Annotated in this window: 20 protein-coding genes; 10 read left to right on the top strand and 10 right to left on the bottom strand. The window is 64.5% G+C overall.

The features are described from left to right. Window positions 1–1,008: 30S ribosomal protein S12 methylthiotransferase RimO (rimO, locus tag IVB31_RS12460; RefSeq protein WP_247322380.1), on the bottom strand; the 1,008-nt coding region annotated here is incomplete at its 3' end. Between the two features lie 115 nt (window positions 1,009–1,123). On the opposite strand from rimO, the gene IVB31_RS12455 reads away from it, so the two are divergent. The 7 genes from IVB31_RS12455 (at window position 1,124) to IVB31_RS12425 (ending at window position 7,722) form a co-directional block, all read left to right on the top strand. Beyond that, entirely contained in the window at window positions 1,124–1,714 is a 591-nt protein-coding gene (locus tag IVB31_RS12455; protein WP_247322378.1) for an ANTAR domain-containing protein, read from the top strand. Next, entirely contained in the window at window positions 1,711–2,874 is a 1,164-nt protein-coding gene (locus IVB31_RS12450; RefSeq protein ID WP_247322376.1) for a CmpA/NrtA family ABC transporter substrate-binding protein, read from the top strand. Before IVB31_RS12455 ends, IVB31_RS12450 begins: the two co-directional genes overlap by 4 nt. 335 nt (window positions 2,875–3,209) lie before the next feature. Next, window positions 3,210–4,991 (top strand): NirA family protein, encoded by a 1,782-nt coding sequence (locus IVB31_RS12445; RefSeq protein WP_247322374.1) that lies wholly within the window; start codon window positions 3,210–3,212, stop codon window positions 4,989–4,991. Next, entirely contained in the window at window positions 4,988–6,592 is a 1,605-nt protein-coding gene (locus IVB31_RS12440; protein WP_247322372.1) for a sulfite reductase subunit alpha, read from the top strand. Before IVB31_RS12445 ends, IVB31_RS12440 begins: the two co-directional genes overlap by 4 nt. Window positions 6,593–6,677: 85 nt before the next feature. Beyond that, window positions 6,678–6,845: an NAD(P)H-dependent oxidoreductase gene (locus tag IVB31_RS12435; RefSeq protein ID WP_247322370.1), complete on the top strand. Its 168-nt coding sequence runs from the start codon at window positions 6,678–6,680 to the stop codon at window positions 6,843–6,845. Between the two features lie 32 nt (window positions 6,846–6,877). Further along, window positions 6,878–7,270, top strand: a complete 393-nt coding sequence (locus IVB31_RS12430; RefSeq protein ID WP_247322368.1) for a hypothetical protein — start codon at window positions 6,878–6,880, stop codon at window positions 7,268–7,270. 299 nt (window positions 7,271–7,569) lie between these two features. Continuing rightward, window positions 7,570–7,722 carry a hypothetical protein gene (locus IVB31_RS12425; protein WP_014495196.1) on the top strand — a complete coding sequence of 51 codons (153 nt, stop codon included), beginning with the start codon at window positions 7,570–7,572 and terminating at the stop codon, window positions 7,720–7,722. Here IVB31_RS12425 and IVB31_RS12420 read toward each other — a convergent pair whose 3' ends face one another. Genes IVB31_RS12420 through pxpB form a run of 3 tightly spaced genes read right to left on the bottom strand, consistent with a single transcriptional unit; the run spans window position 7,723 to window position 10,290 of the window. Next, window positions 7,723–8,493, bottom strand: a complete 771-nt coding sequence (locus IVB31_RS12420; RefSeq protein WP_247322366.1) for a 5-oxoprolinase subunit PxpA — start codon at window positions 8,491–8,493, stop codon at window positions 7,723–7,725. Between the two features lie 31 nt (window positions 8,494–8,524). Continuing rightward, on the bottom strand, window positions 8,525–9,562 hold the full coding sequence (locus IVB31_RS12415) for a biotin-dependent carboxyltransferase family protein (protein WP_247322364.1): 1,038 nt from the start codon (window positions 9,560–9,562) through the stop codon (window positions 8,525–8,527). After that, entirely contained in the window at window positions 9,559–10,290 is a 732-nt protein-coding gene (gene pxpB / locus IVB31_RS12410; RefSeq protein ID WP_247322362.1) for a 5-oxoprolinase subunit PxpB, read from the bottom strand. The genes IVB31_RS12415 and pxpB overlap by 4 nt, the downstream gene beginning before the upstream one ends. A 261-nt stretch (window positions 10,291–10,551) precedes the next feature. Here pxpB and IVB31_RS12405 point away from each other — a divergent pair, with 261 nt between their 5' ends. Both IVB31_RS12405 and IVB31_RS12400 read left to right on the top strand, forming a co-directional pair. Beyond that, complete coding sequence (locus tag IVB31_RS12405) at window positions 10,552–11,250, top strand: ribonuclease activity regulator RraA (RefSeq protein ID WP_007590912.1); 699 nt, start codon at window positions 10,552–10,554, stop codon at window positions 11,248–11,250. A gap of 25 nt (window positions 11,251–11,275) precedes the next feature. Then, on the top strand, window positions 11,276–11,680 hold the full coding sequence (locus tag IVB31_RS12400) for a cupin domain-containing protein (RefSeq protein WP_247322359.1): 405 nt from the start codon (window positions 11,276–11,278) through the stop codon (window positions 11,678–11,680). Window positions 11,681–11,824: 144 nt separating this feature from the next. Here IVB31_RS12400 and IVB31_RS12395 read toward each other — a convergent pair whose 3' ends face one another. The 3 genes from IVB31_RS12395 to IVB31_RS12385 all read right to left on the bottom strand — a co-directional run bounded on the left by IVB31_RS12395 (window position 11,825) and on the right by IVB31_RS12385 (window position 14,209). Then, complete coding sequence (locus tag IVB31_RS12395) at window positions 11,825–12,175, bottom strand: hypothetical protein (protein ID WP_247322357.1); 351 nt, start codon at window positions 12,173–12,175, stop codon at window positions 11,825–11,827. Between the two features lie 179 nt (window positions 12,176–12,354). Next, window positions 12,355–13,260, bottom strand: a complete 906-nt coding sequence (locus tag IVB31_RS12390) for a DUF2147 domain-containing protein (RefSeq protein WP_247322355.1) — start codon at window positions 13,258–13,260, stop codon at window positions 12,355–12,357. 166 nt (window positions 13,261–13,426) lie between these two features. Further along, window positions 13,427–14,209, bottom strand: coding sequence for a transporter substrate-binding domain-containing protein (locus IVB31_RS12385; RefSeq protein ID WP_247322353.1), 783 nt, complete (start codon window positions 14,207–14,209; stop codon window positions 13,427–13,429). 123 nt (window positions 14,210–14,332) lie between these two features. On the opposite strand from IVB31_RS12385, the gene IVB31_RS12380 reads away from it, so the two are divergent. Then, window positions 14,333–14,830 (top strand): DUF1993 domain-containing protein, encoded by a 498-nt coding sequence (locus tag IVB31_RS12380; protein WP_247322662.1) that lies wholly within the window; start codon window positions 14,333–14,335, stop codon window positions 14,828–14,830. Window positions 14,831–14,889: 59 nt separating this feature from the next. On the opposite strand, the gene IVB31_RS12375 is transcribed toward IVB31_RS12380, so the two are convergent. From IVB31_RS12375 to IVB31_RS12365, 3 genes are all read right to left on the bottom strand, one after another. Next, a complete protein-coding gene (locus IVB31_RS12375; protein ID WP_247322350.1) occupies window positions 14,890–15,357 on the bottom strand; it encodes a hypothetical protein in 468 nt (155 codons plus the stop codon). Between the two features lie 169 nt (window positions 15,358–15,526). Continuing rightward, window positions 15,527–16,516: a hydroxyacid dehydrogenase gene (locus IVB31_RS12370; RefSeq protein WP_247322343.1), complete on the bottom strand. Its 990-nt coding sequence runs from the start codon at window positions 16,514–16,516 to the stop codon at window positions 15,527–15,529. Window positions 16,517–16,551: 35 nt separating this feature from the next. Next, on the bottom strand, window positions 16,552–16,896 hold a 345-nt coding region (locus IVB31_RS12365), incomplete at its 5' end, for a TOBE domain-containing protein (protein ID WP_346730865.1).

The raw sequence follows: 16,896 nt of genomic DNA, 5'->3' as shown, positions 1-16,896 counted from the left end.
CGGCTCGTATTTGAAGCAGCCGAGCCGATCGATCTCGGCCTCGTCGAGCCAGTCGAGCAGATAGGCGAAATCGGCATCGGTCTCGCCGGGGAAGCCGACGATGAAGGTCGAGCGCAAGGCGAGATCGGGACATTGCTCGCGCCAGCGCTTGATGCGCGTCAGCGTCTTGTCCTGCGCCGCCGGCCGTTTCATCGCCTTCAGCACCTCAGGGCTCGCATGCTGGAACGGGATGTCGAGATAGGGCAGCACCTTGCCCTCATTCATCAGCGCGATGACCTCGTCGACATGCGGGTAGGGGTAGACATATTGCAGCCGGACCCAGGCCCCGAGCTCGCCGAGCTCGCGCGCGAGATCGAGGAATCTGGCGCGGACCTGGCGATCCTTCCACGGGCTCTCGGCATATTTGAGATCGACGCCATAGGCCGAGGTGTCCTGCGAGATGACCAGCAATTCCTTCACGCCGGCATCAACCAGACGTTCGGCTTCGCGCAGCACGTCATTGGCCGGACGCGAGACCAGGTCGCCGCGCAATTTCGGGATGATGCAGAAGGTGCAGCGGTTGTTGCAGCCCTCGGAAATCTTCAAATAGGCATAGTGCCGCGGGGTCAGCTTGATGCCCTGCGGCGGCACCAGATCGAGATGCGGATTGTGCGCCGGCGGCAGCGCGCGATGCACGGCGTCGAGCACGCTCTCGTATTGCTGCGGGCCGGTGATGGAGAGCACGCCGGGATAGGCCTGCTCGATCTGTTCGGGCTCGGCGCCCATGCAGCCGGTCACGATCACCTTGCCGTTCTCGGCCATGGCCTCGCCGATCGCCGAGAGCGATTCCTGCTTGGCGCTGTCGAGGAAGCCGCAGGTGTTGACGATGACGATGTCGGCCCCGTCATGCTTGCGGGCGAGCTCGTAGCCCTCGGCGCGCAGGCGCGTGATGATGCGCTCGGAATCCACCAAAGCCTTGGGGCACCCGAGCGACACGAAGCTGACCTTGGGCGCAGCCGCCTGTTCCATATCCAAAAAATCTGCCTGATTGATCGGCCTGAGCTAGTCCCAATTGCCCATAATTACAACCCTTTGCATGGCACCCGGCCGTGCTATGGATGAATCACCGGTGGTGAGTGAGATAATGAGCGCCGAACAGTCGCCGAAAATCGTGATCGTCGACGAAAGCCCGATCCGGGCTGCGATCCTCGAGGAAGGGTTGCGGGAGGCCGGATTCACGCAGATCGTCCATATCCGTGAGATGCAGAGCCTGCTCGCCCGTATTTATGCGGTCGATCCCGACATCATCGTGATCGACCTGGAAAACCCCAGCCGCGACGTGCTGGAAGCCATGTTCCAGGTCAGCCGCGCCGTGAAGCGGCCGATTGCGATGTTCGTGGACCAGAGCGATTCATCCTCGATCCAGGCCTCCGTGGAGGCGGGAGTCTCCGCCTACATCGTCGATGGGCTGAAGAAGGAGCGCATGAAGCCGATCCTCGACCTCTGCGTGTCGCGCTTCAATGCCTTCGCAAAACTCCAGGAGGAGCTGGAGCGCACCAAATCGCAGCTCGAGGACCGCAAGGTCATCGAGCGCGCCAAGGGCATCCTGATGAAGGTGAAAGGCCTCACCGAGGATGAGGCCTATGTGCTGCTGCGCTCGACCGCGATGCGCGAGAAGAAGAAAATCGGCGAGATCGCCCAGTCGATCATCACCGCGTCGGAGATGCTGAAATGACTGGACCGCTCCGCATAGGGTTCATCCCGCTGGTCGACGCCGCAGCGCTGATCGTCGCCGTCGACAAGGGATTTGCCGCGGCCGAAGGGCTCGAGATCGAGCTGGTGCGCGAGGTCTCCTGGTCCAACGTCCGCGACAAGCTCAATATCGGCCTGTTCGACGCCGCGCATCTGCTGGCGCCGGTTGCGATCGCATCCTCGCTCGGGCTCGGCCACGTCAAGGTGCCGATCGCGGCGCCCTTCAATCTCGGCATCAACGGCAACGCGATCACGGTCTCGCCGGCGCTTCATGCCGCGCTGATGGAGGAGATCGACGGCGACCGCTTCGATCCGCTCGCCACTGCGAAGGCACTGGCGAAGGTCGTTGCCAAGCGGCGCAAGGCAGGCGCCGATCCACTGACCTTCGGCATGACCTTCCCGTTCTCGACCCACAATTACCAGCTGCGGTTCTGGATGGCGGCGGCCAGTGTCGATCCTGACGAGGACGTGCGGCTGGTGGTGCTGCCGCCGCCCTACATGGTCGACAGCCTCGCCAATGGCCATGTCGATGCGTTCTGCGTCGGCGCGCCCTGGAATTCGATCGCTGTCGACCTCGGCATCGGCCACATCCTGCATTTCGTTTCCGACATCCTCGACCGTGCGGCGGAGAAGGTTTTGGCGGTTCGCCAAGCCTGGGCCGACAAGAATCCGGAGGTGGTTGCTGCGCTCGTTCGTGCGGCGGTCAAGGGCGCCGAGTTCATCGAGGATCCGGCGAACCGGACCGAGGCGGCGCAGATCCTGGCACAACCGGAACGGATCGGCGTCGATGCCGAAGTCATCCAGCGCACCCTCACCGGACGCCTGAAGATCTCGCCAGATGGCACGTTCCGCGAAAGCGGCCGCTACCTTCTAGTTGGACGTGAAGGGGCGGGGCGCCCTGATCCGGTTCAGGCGGCGTGGCTCTATGCGCAGATGGTGCGTTGGGGGCAGACCGCGCTGACGCCGGATGGCGTCAGGACGGCGATGGCCGTGTTCAGACCCGACCTCTACGACGCTGCTCTGGGACAGCGACAGCCTATCGAAGCTCCCGCGGCGTTTGGAGCGTTCGCAGGCCCCGCCTTCGATCCTGGCAACATTCGAGGGCACCTCGAAGCCTTCGAAGTCAGCCGCTGGAAGGCATGATTCGGGGCCGGCAACGTTTTTAGGCATCCGGGATCGGCGTCTAAATTTTAAGCCGACTGCTCGAAATTCGTGAGAGTTCCGGGACCATGATGTTCCGGGAACATCAATAATCAATTGATATTGCACATATTTTCATTACGCCCAAGCTGGCACGCAACTTGTATGTTGCACTGCGGCTACCCTGTCACAGATGTCTGGTGAGCCAAGTCCCGCAGCAACGAAGCTGACCGGACCGTTGGGTGCAGAGCCGGCTCTTGAGCCAGCCGAGCTTCTCGCGGGTCGTGCACTTATCCGTCGATACCACTGAGGTGGCTGCAGGAGCTTCGTTACCGACCATGAAAATCGATACGCTATCAGTCGACTTTACCGACGAGCAGAAACGCTATCTCGAAGGCTTCACGACCGGTTTGCAGATCAGCCGGGTCGGCCGCGGTCTCGGTGGCGGCGCTGGCAAGGCGAGCGCCGAGCCCACCGGCCCCGATGCCGTGCACATCAAGGCGCAGGACAAGGTCATCGCTGCGGGCAAGAAGCTCGCCGACCAGGAGAAGGTCAAGCGCGACGAGCATCCCTTCGACGCCTATCCGCGGCTGCGCCAGCAGGCGCTCGACAACGCGCCGCCGAGCCCCGCGGACAATTTCCGCTGGCGCTATTACGGCATCTTCTATGTCGCGCCGACGCAGGACTCCTACATGTGCCGCCTGCGCATTCCGAACGGCATCATGAAGCACTGGCAGCTGTCCGGCCTTGCCGATCTCGCCGATGAAACGTGCGGGCCTTACAGCCACGCCACGACGCGCGCCAATCTGCAGCTTCGCGAAATCCCGCCGAAGAACGCGATAAAACTGATCGAGGGCATCCAGGACCTCGGCCTGTCCTCGCGCGGCTCCGGCGCCGACAACATCCGCAACGTGACGGGGACGCCGACGGCGGGCATCGATCCGCAGGAGCTGATCGACACGCGGCCCTATGCGCGCGAGTGGCACTACCACATCCTGAACGATCGCTCGCTCTACGGATTGCCGCGCAAGTTCAACGTCGCCTTCGATGGTGCCGGCAGGATCGCCGTGCTCGAGGAGACCAACGACATCGCATTCACAGCCTTCGAGGTGAAGGACGGTTTCGGCGCCGAGCCCGGTGTCTGGTTCCGCCTCGGCCTCGGCGGCATCACGGGCCACAAGGACTTTGCGAAATATTCCGGCATCGTCGTCAAGCCGGAAGAGGCCACCGCCGTTGCCGACGCCATCGTGCGGGTGTTCATCGAGCACGGAGACCGCACCAACCGCAACAAGGCGCGGCTGAAATATGTGCTCGACGCCATGGGCCATGACGGCTTCCTCAAGCTCGTCGAAGAGCAGATCAAGAAACCGTTCGTGCGCGTGCCGGAAGAGGCGTTCGTGCCGCGGCCGGCGTCGGACCGCATGGCGCATATCGGCGTACACAGGCAGAAGCAGGACGGCTTGAACTGGATCGGTGTGTCGCTGCCGCTCGGCAAGATCACCAGCGATCAGATGCGGGGCCTTGCCAAGGTCGCGCGGGACCTCGGCGACGGCGACATTCGCCTGACCGTCTGGCAGAACCTGTTGATCCCGGGCGTGCGCGACGAGAATGTCGAGCTCGCGATTGCGGCGATCAAGCAGATCGGGCTCGCGGTTGAGGCGTCGCACATCCGCGCCGGCCTGATTGCCTGCACCGGCAATGCCGGCTGCCGCTTCGCCGCCTCGAATACCAAGCGCCACGCCGCGGAGATCGGCGACTGGTGCGAGCCGCGCGTCGAGATGGACAAGCCGCTCAATATCCACGTGACCGGCTGTCACCATTCCTGCGCGCAGCATTACATCAGCGACATTGGCCTGATCGGGGCGCGCGTCCCCGTGAACGAAGAGGACACGGTGGAGGGCTATCATCTCTTTACCGGCGGCGGGTTCGGCCCTGACGCAGACGTCGGGCAGGAGGTCTATCACGACCTCAAGGCCGAAGATGCGCCGAAGACTGTCGAGGGACTGCTCAAGGCCTATATCGCCCATCGCGCGTCTCCCGACGAAACCTTCCTGTCCTTTGCGCGCCGGCATGACGGCGAGACGCTGCGCAAGCTTGCCGATGCACAGGTGTCCGCATGAACCAGATCAGTCCTCCGCCGAAACTCGACATCATTCCCGCCAGCGCCCCGTTCTCCGATGCGCAGCGTTCCTGGCTGAACGGCTTCTTTGCCGGGCTGCTGTCGCCCGATGCCGCAGCGCCGCTGTCGGCGGAGCAGGGCGCTTCCATCATGCAAGGCGATGGCGACGACGGCGAAGCGCCATGGCATGACCAGACCATGCCGATTGCCGATCGGATGAAGCTGGCCGAAGGCCGTCCCGTGCGCCGCAAGATGATGGCGGCGATGGCACAGCAGGATTGCGGCCAGTGCGGCTATAATTGCAACGACTATGCGGAGGCGATCGCGGGCCGCAGTGAAGCGCGGCTCAACCTCTGCGTCCCCGGCGGCAAGGAAACCGCGCGGATGCTGAAGTCGCTGTACGAAGATCTGGACAAGACGCCGGCGGCCAAGGCGTCCGACAAGCAGGACGCGGTGGCAGCCCCCGCGGTCACAGTGACGATCGCCGAGCCCGGCCGCTCGCGCGACAACCCGGTCGCGGCAACTTTCCTGTCGCGGCGCCTGCTCAACAAGGGCGCCTCCGAGAAGGAGACCTATCACGTCGAGTTCGATCTCTCCGAGAGCAAGCTCGACTATGTCGTCGGGGACTCCTTCGGTGTGTTCGCGCGCAACGAGCTCGGCCTCGTCGACCAGATCATCGCGTTGCTCGGCGCCTCCCACACCACCAAGGTCAACGGCAAGACGCTGCGCGAGGTATTGACCGACGACGTCTCGCTGTCGCCGGCGCCCGACACGTTGTTCGAGCTGCTCTCCTTCATCACCGGCGGTGCCCAGCGCGAGAAGGCGCGGGCGCTGGCGCAGGGCGAGGATCCCGACGGCGATGCCGCCACCCTCGACGTCATGGCGGCGTTGCAGAAGTTTTCCGGCACGCGGCCGCATCCCGAAGCCTTCGTCGAGGCGCTCGAGCCGCTTCAGCCGCGGCTCTATTCGATTTCGTCCTCGCACAATGCGACGCCCGGAAAGCTTTCGCTGACGATCGATTCCGTGCGCTACGTCATCGGCAAGCGCAAGCGTATCGGCGTCGCCTCGACCTTCCTCGGCGAGCGCATCAACGAAGGCGACAAGCTGAAGGTCTATGTCCAGAAGGCGCACGGCTTCGGCCTGCCGCAGGATCCGAAGACGCCGATCATCATGATCGGCCCCGGCACCGGCATCGCGCCGTTCCGCGCCTTCCTGTTCGACCGCAAGGCGACCGGCGCGCCCGGCAAGAACTGGTTGTTCTTCGGCCACCAGCGCAGCGATTGCGACTTCTTCTATCAGGACGAGCTCAACGCGATGAAGACCTCGGGTCTGCTTACGCGCATGTCGCTGGCCTGGTCGCGCGACGGCGAGAAGAAGTTCTACGTGCAGGACCGCATGCGCGAGGTCGGCCGCGAAGTGTGGACGTGGCTCGCCGAAGGCGCGCATCTCTACATCTGCGGCGATGCCAAGCGCATGGCCAAGGACGTCGAGCGCGCGCTGGTCGACATCGTCGCCCAGTTCGGGGCCCGGTCGACCGACGAAGCCGTCAGTTTTGTCGCCGAGCTCAAGAAGACCGGCCGCTTCCAGGCTGACGTCTACTAACTCTGCTCGCGTCAGGGCCTGCCCTGCTGCGTTGTGGTCGTGGCAATGGATTGCCGACCGTGGAATCGGCTATTCGAGCAGCCCGATGGCGGGGTATGATATGCTGGTGCCTTATCTGAGGCAGATCCTGGGCTTCATTGGCATCACGGACATCGACACGATCCGCGCTGAGGCGCAAAGCTTCGGCTCGGCCATGGAGCAAGTCGCCGTGGTGGCGCGGACCGTTCACGCGGCCCCTCAAGTCGGGCCGTGAACCACACGAGATGGACTTGAGGGGAAACTGGCATGACGAGAGTGTTGTTGGTGGGCCTGAAGCCCGAAGCGGTAGACTATTCGGATCCCGCTCTGCCACCAAACATGAATGCGACGAAAATCCAGGCTGCCATCGATCTGGGCTTGAGGCAGATGACTGACCGAGGTTGGCAAGCGGAGGCTTGCCTGATTGAACGCGACGCTACAGCAGCTCCCGCTGTCGCGCGGCGACTGAGCGCCACGACATATGATTGCGTGGTGATTGGGGCTGGGGTTCGGCTTCCGCCAAAGAACCTCTTTCTGCTCGAGGCCATCATCAATGCGGTGCGCAAGGGCGCGCCCAACACCCCGATCGCGTTCAACACGGTGCCCGAAGATAGTGCGGATGCGGCAGCTCGTTGGTTGTCCGTGGCGCCTGATTCTTAGGTCTGTCTGTTCACGAATCCGGTCAGATCAGGTCGCTTCCGCGATGTTCGGCTACTTTGCAGGGGGGTGTTTTCGACTTTTTTGTCTGAGGGAGAGTGAGGCGCCATGCTTTGCCCCCCGGGTAGCTTCAAATCGGCTCAGAGTTTAACGAATAAGATTCTCGGAACCCGAGGGCGAAGAGAATTTGCGCCTGCGATGGGGCCGTTGGGGAGAACCCTCATCGCTATTTCTGCGGGTATCTTGCCCGCCACCCGGGTTGATCGTTCATAATCCCGCAAATGGGGCGTTGGAGATCGACCATGCGCGAACTATCGGCGGAAGCCAGGCTGCACTTCTACGCGCGCTCGCTCTCGCGTCGGACCGGGGCGAGCATGCACCATGTTGGGCTCTACAGCGCCTTCGCGGTCATCGCCGCGATCGTGTTCGGTACGCTGTCGGTGCATCCGTTCTGATCACGCCCCGCGCTTGAACGGCGCGACCTCGATCCCCGCATCCTTCAGAGCCTGACGCAAGGTCCGCGCGATCTCGACGGCGCCGTGAGTGTCGCCATGGATGCAGACCGTGTCGGTGCGCATCTTGATGACCTTGCCTGTTACCGAGACCACCGCGCCGTCCTGCACCATGCGCACCACGCGATCGGCGATCGCCTTGGCATCGTGCAGCACGGCGCCTGGCTTCTTGCGCGAGACGAGATTGCCGTCGTCCTCATAGGCGCGGTCGGCGAATACCTCGTGCACCATCGGCAAATTGGCGTCTTCGCCGGCCTTCACCAGTTTTGAATTGGCGAGCACGACGAAGATCAGGCCGGGGTCGACCGCCTTGATGCCGGCGGCGATGGCCTTGGCCGTCATGTCGTCCTCGCAGGCGACGTTGGAGAGCGCGCCATGCGCCTTCACATGGGTCACCTTGTGGCCGGCCGCCGTCGCGATCGCCTGCAATGCGCCGATCTGGTAGGCGACGAGGTTCTCGATCTCGGACGCTTTCAGGCCCGCGATTGGATGCCGGCCAAAACCGTGCAGGTCGCGATAGCCGGGATGGGCGCCGACCGAGACGCCCCGCGCCTTCGCCAGATCGACCGTCCGGCGCATGATATCAGGGTCGCCGGCGTGGAAGCCGCAGGCGACGTTGACCGAGCTTGCGAGCTCGATCATCGCGGCGTCGTTGCCCATCTCCCACGCGCCAAAACCTTCGCCGAGGTCGCAATTGAGATCGATGGTCTCCATAGGTGCTCTCCGCCTCTGATCTTGTTGTCCCTTACGGCTCCGCGGTGACCTGCCAGGTCCCGGCATCGACGGCGCTCACCGCATAGCCCGCGACGTTGGCATCGCTGAGCGCCTCGACGTTGAGTTCGACGGTGTCGGAGGAGCGCAGGCGATCGGACAGGTTCCGGATGGCTTGCGCGAACTTGCGCGCCTCGTCCTGCGCCTCGGCCATGGTGACCTCCAGGAAGCGGAACGCGGTTCCCGCCGAGGTCTGCGCGAGGCGGCCGACGTCGGCCGTGATCACGGTTGCGATCTTGGGATAACCGCCAGAGGTGCCGCGATCCATCATCAGCGCGATCGGCGCGCCGTTGCCGGGCACCTGGATGCTACCATTGACCGTGCCGTCGGAGACGATGTTGTGGCCGTGCAGATGCTTGATCGCGGGGCCTTCGAGCCGGTAGCCCATGCGGTCGGAGGTGGCCGAGATCTTCCACTCGCTGTCGAGGAACAGCGCCTTGTTGGCGTCGTCGAACTCGTCGTCCTGTGGGCCCAGCAGGACGCGGATCGGACCGGTCGATGGCTTCGGCAATTCGATCCGCTGCTCGGGCGCACCGCTCGCGGCGTCGACCGTGAATTCATCGTCGGCCTGAAGCGGGCGCGGGTAGGGGCTGCCGAGCCCGGCACGGGCATTCACCGCGAGACTGCCGAACACGGGCTCGCCCTTGATGCCGCCTTCGATCGCCAGATAGGTGAACGCGCCGCCGCGGGCGAAGCCGAGCGTCAGCGTCTCGCCGTCCTTCAGAGTCATCGACGTGTCGATGGCGACCGCGCGTCCGGCGATGTCCGCATTGCGCGGGGCGCCCGAAATTGCCACGCGTACGGCGCCGTCGCGCGCGGTGAACGAGGCGCCGAACGGACCGATCTCGACAGCGGCTGCGAACGGCGCGTTGCCGACTAGCGTGTTCGCTGCGGCCAGCGCCAGCCGGTCCATCGCCCCGCTGACCGTCAGGCCATAGCGTTGCGCGCCGTGGCGCCCGCCGTCCTGAACGGAGCTTGCAGGCCCGATGCTGGCGATCACGAGCCGGCTCATGCGACCACCTGCTGGGCGACGATCTCGCCGGCCTCGGCGGCGCGGTCCTGTTCCTCGAACGTCTTGTGGTCGATGGCGAAAAACGTCACGCGATCACCGGGTTCGGTGAGGAAGGTCGGATTGCGGTGGAGCTGATAGGTCCGCACCGGGGTGCGGCCGAGCAGATGCCAGCCGCTCGGAGCGGCCAGGCACTGGATTCCGGCCTGGATGCCGCCGATCGAGATTGTGCCGGCAGGCGTCAGCAGCCGCGGATTCTGTCGCCGCGACATTTGCAGGGATTTGTCCAGGCCACTGAGATAGGACCAGCCCGGCGTGAAGCCGATCATGGCAACCTTGTAGTCGCCGGCGACATGGCGGGCGACGATGTCGTCGGGCGTGGTGTTCAGCGCCTTCGCGACATCCTCGAGATCAATGCCGTGCTCGCCGCCATACGCGACGGGGATGCGCCAGCGGCGCGTCTTGGCGGCCGGCGGCAGCGGTTGGCTGGCGAGCGCGAGCAGCTTTTCGCCGAGCGGCTCGAAGCCGATCCTGCCGGGGTCGTAATGCACCAGCAGCGAGCGATAGGTCGGCACGGACTCCGTGATGCCATCGATGGGGCTTGCCGCGAGTGCCTTGTCGAGGGCCAGCACGCGCTGGTTGGCCTCGTCATCGATGGTGCGGCTGAACTCGACCGTGACGGCGCTGTCGCCACTGGGCAGAAGGCGGGGCGGGGGAAGCGTCGCGGCCATTGGGTGTCGAGATCAGGCTGTCGGAATCGGGCTTCTGAAGACACGCGGGCTCATCCTTGAGTTCCGCGTCGCCTTGCTTCGCGTAAATGCGCCCGCAAGTCCAATAAATTAATGCAGGGTCGTGCGATAACGCTTTGTTATCGCGCCGCATAACAGACCTGCGGCCCTGCATTATTGCTGCCTTCTTGGCCCTTGACGGCACGCCCGCGCCTCGCAAGATGCGCGCCTTCTTTCCCGCCCATCCGGAGCTTGTCTGTTTCCATGTCGCTGTCCCCCGAAGCCCGCAAGACCCTCGCCGGCATCACCACTGCCACCATCACCACGGTCCTGCTGAAGAAGGGCCTGCGCAACATCTGGATGCGCGGCGCCCGTCCGCTGCGCCCGGGTCTGCCGCGGCTGGTGGGACCGGCCTTCACGCTGCGCTTCGTGCCGGCGCGCGAGGATCTGGCGACGCCGGAATCCTGGTCGTCGCCGATCTCGACCCGCACCGCCATCGAGGCGATGCCGGAGGGCTGCATCGCCGTGGTCGATGCCATGGGCATCACCGATGCCGGCATCTTCGGCGACATCCTCTGCGCGCGCATGATGAAGCGCGGCGTCACCGCACTCGTCACCGACGGCGTCGTGCGTGACGTCGAGGGCGTGCTCGGTACCAACCTGCCGGTGTGGTGCGACGGCTATGCCGCGCCGCCGTCGGTTGCGGGCCTGACCTTCGTCGGCTGGGGCGAGCCGATCGGCTGCGGCGGCGTTGCGGTGTTCCCGAACGACATCGTGGTCGCCGACCAGGACGGCTGCGTCCTGATCCCGCAGGCGATGCTCGAACACGTGCTCAATGAGGGTGTCGAGCAGGAGCGGATGGAAGCCTGGATCGTCAACGAGGTGAACAACGGCGCGGTGCTCCCTGGCCTCTATCCCATGAACGCCGAGACCAAGGCGCGCTACGCCGCAAGCAAGAAGTAATCGGGAAGGAAACGAGGTAAATCCAATGGAGATCACTGTTGCAGGCATGCGGCCGACCCGCCGCGCGCCCAAGGAAAACTTCACCGGCACCGTGTGGCAGGACCCCGTGATCATGGCGCCTGCACCAGCGCGGCTGAACTGCTCGCGCGTCTCGTTCGAGCCGGGTGCGCGCACCAACTGGCATCATCATCCGCTCGGGCAGACGCTCTATGTGATTTCCGGCGTCGGACTCGTGCAGACCAAGGGCGAGCCTGTCAGGGAAATCCGCCCCGGCGACACCGTCTGGATTCCGCCGGGCGAGTTGCACTGGCACGGGGCATCGCCGACCAATGGCATGACCCATATCGCCATGCAGGAAGCGCTCGATGGCGTCTACTCGACCTGGCTGGAGCCGGTGACGGACGCGGACTACAGCGCGCCGTTGGGTTAACCCTGTCGTGTCTCGGACAAGACGCATCGCCGTAAGGCGATGCGTTGCCGATCCGGGACCCAGAGAGTTGGGACCACGAAAACTGCTGGGTCCCGGCTCAGCGGCGCAGCGTTACACGCTGCACCGCGTCCGGGATACGAAACCTCACATCCGTTCAGCGGTCCACGTGCCCGTGCACATGGTGCCGCGCCAGGTGCCGGAGCCTGACGTGCCGCTGAGCCGGCCGAAGCCGACAGCGCGCTTGATGCCGGTGCTCAGGGTGACGTTGATGCTGCCGGCATCGGCGACACGGCCCGACGCCGAGACCATTGCACTGCTCGAGGCGATCTGACCGTTGTTGATGCCGATCGCGACGGTCGAGCCGTTACCGCAGGTCTCGCTCGACGATGAGATGCGGACATTCCATGCGCCGTCGAAAGTGCTGGCGCTGGCCTGCGCGGCCGGCAACGCGATGACGATGATTGTGGCGAAGAGAGCCTTGCGAAATCCGTTCATGACACGCCCCTTGGGTTGATCATGCGGGGATCGTGTCACGGACGCGGAACCCGCGATGTGAGGGCTGTCACGCGCGCGACGGGCTCTGTGACGTGGCGCACTTCGCGGTCGATTTTGGGGCAAAAGCAAAAGGGCCCGCGTTGCGGGCCCCTTTGTCTCGGTCAAAGTGTCGCCGGAAGTCAGTTCACGCGCGTCCAGGTCTGGCCGCCGCAGAACATGCCGCCGAAGGCGCAGCCCTGCACGCGCAGGCGATCGGTGCCTTTCAGCGCGATAGTTGAATCGTAGGTCGAGCCGGAGTTCGGATCGAGGATACGGCCGGACCATTTTGGGTCCTTGTTCTGGTCCTTGCCGGGCTTCATGTTGATCAGGACCTGCTCGCCGTTCTGGTTCGATTTCGAATCGACCGAATAGCCGCAGAGATTGCTGCCGCATTGCTCGATCCGGACCTTGCCTTCCTTCTCCTCGGTGAGCCAGACGCCGAGCGGTGAATTGAGATCGCGCGTGGCCGCGGCTGCGGGGGCCGGCGGCGCGACGGCAGCCGACTGAACGGGGGCAGGCGCAGGCGCGGGAACGGGAGGCGAAGACGGCGCCGGCGGCGCGGCTGCGACAGTCGGGGCTGGCGGCGGAGGCGGGGCGGGCGGGACTGCGGCCGCCGTTGGGGCAGCGCTTGGGGCCGGCTGAGGCGGCGGCACAAGCGCCTCTTCGGCCGGAGCAATGTTAGCCGTGGTGGACGGCGGCGCCGGAGGCGCCACGGCCACGGGAGCTTGGACCGGGGCCTGCTCGGCCGCCGCAGGCGGTAGGACGGGTGCCGGCGCGGGATTGCTGGCCGGCGGCTGCGGATCAGCCTTGGCTTGTTGCGGGGCCTGCGGGTCCGCTTTCGGAGTTCCCTTGGCGTCGGTCTTGGGGTCGGTCCTGGCCTTCTTCGCCTTGCCCTGGCCGGTGTTGTCGTAGACGCCGGGGATCGACACCGTGCCGCGGTCGGGATCGATCCGGATGGTCCGCCCGCCATAATCGAAGGTGTACTGCGCTTGCGCAGCGGTGCTTGCCAACAAAAGGAATGCGGCCGTGGCCAACAGCTTCCTCATTTCCGTCTCCTGAAAGGTGGTCCCCGCACCGGGGCTTACGCCCCGGCTCGACCGCAAAAAGTGATCTAGATCACTGTTGTCCGTATGAGTCGTCCTCCAGCCGTTACCGGTTCAATACGCCGGGAGCCGGTCCAAAGTTTGACGGGGCAAGCGATTTAAGGTCGCCCTAGTCGAACCATGCGGCGTAGATATTCCGATAGCTGCCGTCTTCCATGGAGATGTGCAGCCACTGGTCGACGAAGGCCTTCAGCGCCGTGTCGCGCTGGAGCCAGTAGGCTTTCTCGGAGAAGTCGAACGGTTTTTCGGGATGCACCGCGCAGAGCACGCCCTGATGCTGCTTCTGCTGGTAGCGGGTTTCGGAGGCGTCCGTCATCATCAGATCGGCATTGCCCTTGGCGATCTCGTCGAAGATCACGGTGTTGTCGGGGAAGACGGTGATGTCGGCGTCCTTGATGTTGGCACGCGCGAAGCGCTCGTTGGTGCCGCCGGGATTGACGATCACGCGGGTGCCCTTCTTGTCGATGTCGGTGATGCTCTGGTATTTGCCGACATCGGCACAGCGCGCGATCGGCGTCTTGCCCTCGCGCATGATCGGCGTGGAGAAGAAGCCCTTCTTCTGCCGGTCGAGCGTGACCGAGACGCCGCCCATCGCGACGTCGAACTGATCGGCCTCGAAATCCTTCATCAGCTTCGGCCAGGCCGTTGGCACGAATTCGACCTTGACGCCGAGCGCCTTGCCGAGCGCCTCCGCCATGTCGACGTCGAAGCCGCTGAACTGCTGCGTGGCCTTGTCCAGATAGGTGAAGGGCTTGTAGTCGCCGGTCATGCCGACGCGCAAAGTGCCGCGCTTGACGATCTCGTCGAGGCGCGAGGGCGCCGCCTGCTGTGCGTGGGCCGAAAGATTTGCCAGCAGGACCACGGCCAAAGCCGCTACGATTCGAACGGTCATTCGAACGATCATGTCTTTTCCACCCATGCTCGAGCTGTCATTATCCAGCTCGAGGGTGGATTTAAACCAGATGCCAGTCGCTGGCGAGACGGAATTGAAGGGAATTTTGAAGTGACGATCTCGATGTACGAGGCCTCGGTCGGCCTCTTCGTGCCCTATTTGCGCAACCTGTCCGCACTGCTCGACAAGGGCGTCGCCTATGCGGAGACCCGCAAGTTCAATCCGGCTGTCCTGCTCGGCATGCGCATGGCGCCGAACATGTACGATCTGGCGCAGCAGATCGGCGAGGCCTGCCGCCATGCCACGGTCGCCCCGGCCTTGCTGGCCGAGCGCGAGCCGGTGACGTTGCCAGTGCTGGAGCACGACATGGCCGGAATTCAGGCGCGCATTGCGACCTCAATCGAGTTCATCGAAAGCCTGCCGCGCGCGGAAATCGACGCCGCGTCGGAACGGAATGTGTTCTTCAGGCTGAAGAACGGCACCGAGTTGCCGTTCACCGGGCGGACGCTGCTGCTGACGTTCAGCGTCCCCCAGTTCTTCTTTCACGTGACGACGTCCTACGACCTGCTGCGGCACGCAGGCGTCGAGCTCGTGAAGAAGGATTATCTCGGACGGAGATAGAGCATGATCGGGAAAACTGTGCAGTGTTTTCCGAAGAGATCATTCTCGAGGAATAATCCCTAGGCTTCGCCCTTGCGCTCGTAATCGGCGAGCGAACTGCGGCCGGCGATCTCGCTGCGCAGCTCTTCGAAGCGCCGATGCGCCTCGTCCGCGTGCGCGTCGACGAAATGCACCGCGGCCTCGCTGGTCATCGGGCCGCTGATCACGGGCGCGGACTGCTCGCCGATGGTCTCGTGCACGTAGTACTGGCCGTCGTCGCCGCGGTGGACCGTCCATTTCAGGCGGATCGCCACCATTGGCCCGGGGCCGACCTTGCTGTAGCCGTCGGCGTCGGTGTGCTCCGGCACCAGCGGCTGCTCCTCGACCACCGGATGCTCGTCGGCAGCTTGAGGCGCCTCGCCGACCGAATCGTCATCGGTCGCCACCGCTTCCGTTTCGGTGTCGCGGACGACGAGGACGGGCTCGGGGTGCTCCAGCATGCTGGCAATGGCCGCCAGTGTTTGGTCGGTCGGGTCGATCTCTGACAAGGTCCATCCTCCAGCTCGACGCGGCCGGCAAGTCTGTCCCACTGCCGCCGCGGCCAAGCTTATTACGCGCGTTTGATTAAGGCTGAGTTTGGGCTCGATCTGCACCAAAATGGGACGCATTCTGGCGTTCCGAAGGCGGGCGGATTGGCCGCCCGCCCCGGAGGTCAGCTCAGCCCAGGACATCCTGGTTGATGATGTTCTGCCGGATGGGATCGCCGTCCAGCACACTCAGGATGTTGCGCGCGGTCTGCTCGCTCATGCGGATCACCGCCTCGACGGTGACGCCGGCAACGTGGGGAGCCATGATGACGTTGGGCAACGCGAACAGCGCGTTGCTGACCGGCGGTGGCTCCACCTCAAACACGTCGATGCCGGCGCCGGCGAGCTTGCCGGAGACGAGCGCGTCGTACAGCGCCGCCTCCTTCACGATGCCGCCGCGTGCGGTGTTGATGAGATAGGATTTCGGCTTCATCCGGCCGATCCTGTCAGCATCGAACAGGCCGACCGTCTCCGGCGTCTTCGGGCAGTGGATGGTGACGAAGTCGGCGTTGGGCAATGCGGCGTCGAGATTGGCGACCGGCTCGCAGCCGGCGGCCTTGATCTCGGCGGCAGGCTTGTAGGGATCGTAAACCTGCACGTTCATGTCCATCGCCAGGCAGCGCCTGGCGGTGCGGGTGCCGATGCGGCCGAAGCCGATGATCAGCACGGTCTTGCCGTAGAGATCGAACGGCAGCATGGCGAGCCTGTCCGCCCATTTGCCGTCCTTGACGCAGGCGTGCATCTCCTGCGCGCGTTTTGCCAGTGTCAGCATCATGAAAAGCGCCTGCTCTGCGACCGAGGGCGAGTTCGCGCTCCCTGCGACCATCAGCGGGACCCTGCGGCGAGAGAGGGCGGGCACGTCGACGGCGTCGTAGCCGACGCCGATCCGCGTCACCACCTTCATGTCCCCGGACGCCTCGAGCTCGGTCTCACCGAAGGCGGTCGCGCCGAGCGCCACGCCATGGACCGGCGCGTGGCTCTTGAGCAGCGCCTCGAAATCCTTCGCCGAGATCAGGTTCGGAAACTCGACGAGCTCGATATCGTCCCGCTGGGTGAGGAGGGCGCGCGCCCCTTGCGACAAAGTTTGTGTAACGAAAATCTTCTTCTTGTTGGTCGCCATCGCTCCCTGCCGGCTCGCGTTTTCTTGGACCGGCCTTACAACACGACGCCGGTCTCTTCGTTTAGCAGGTGCATATTGTTGAGGTCCATCGCCAAACGCATGGGAGCCCCGTCGGTAGCGCCGGCATTGGGATCGACACGGCCGCAGACGGGCGTACCCTCGAGCCCGAAATAGACCAGGGTCTCCATGCCCATCGGCTCGGTGACGTCGAGCACGGTGTCGAAGGTCTCGACGCCCGGCCCCAGATGCGCGTGGGCCTCGGTGAGATGCTCGGGCCGGATGCCGAGCAGGAGCTTTTCGGTGCGCGGCAGCGCCTTGTAGCGCGTGGCGCGGGCCGGCGGCAGTGCGAAGGCGATACGATCGGTCAGCCGGATCTGGAG

Source organism: Bradyrhizobium sp. 21, from assembly GCF_023073335.1.
GTDB lineage: Bacteria > Pseudomonadota > Alphaproteobacteria > Rhizobiales > Xanthobacteraceae > Bradyrhizobium.
The sequence above is the reverse complement of the archived record's forward strand: the minus strand, read 5'-3'. Positions and strand labels throughout refer to the sequence as shown.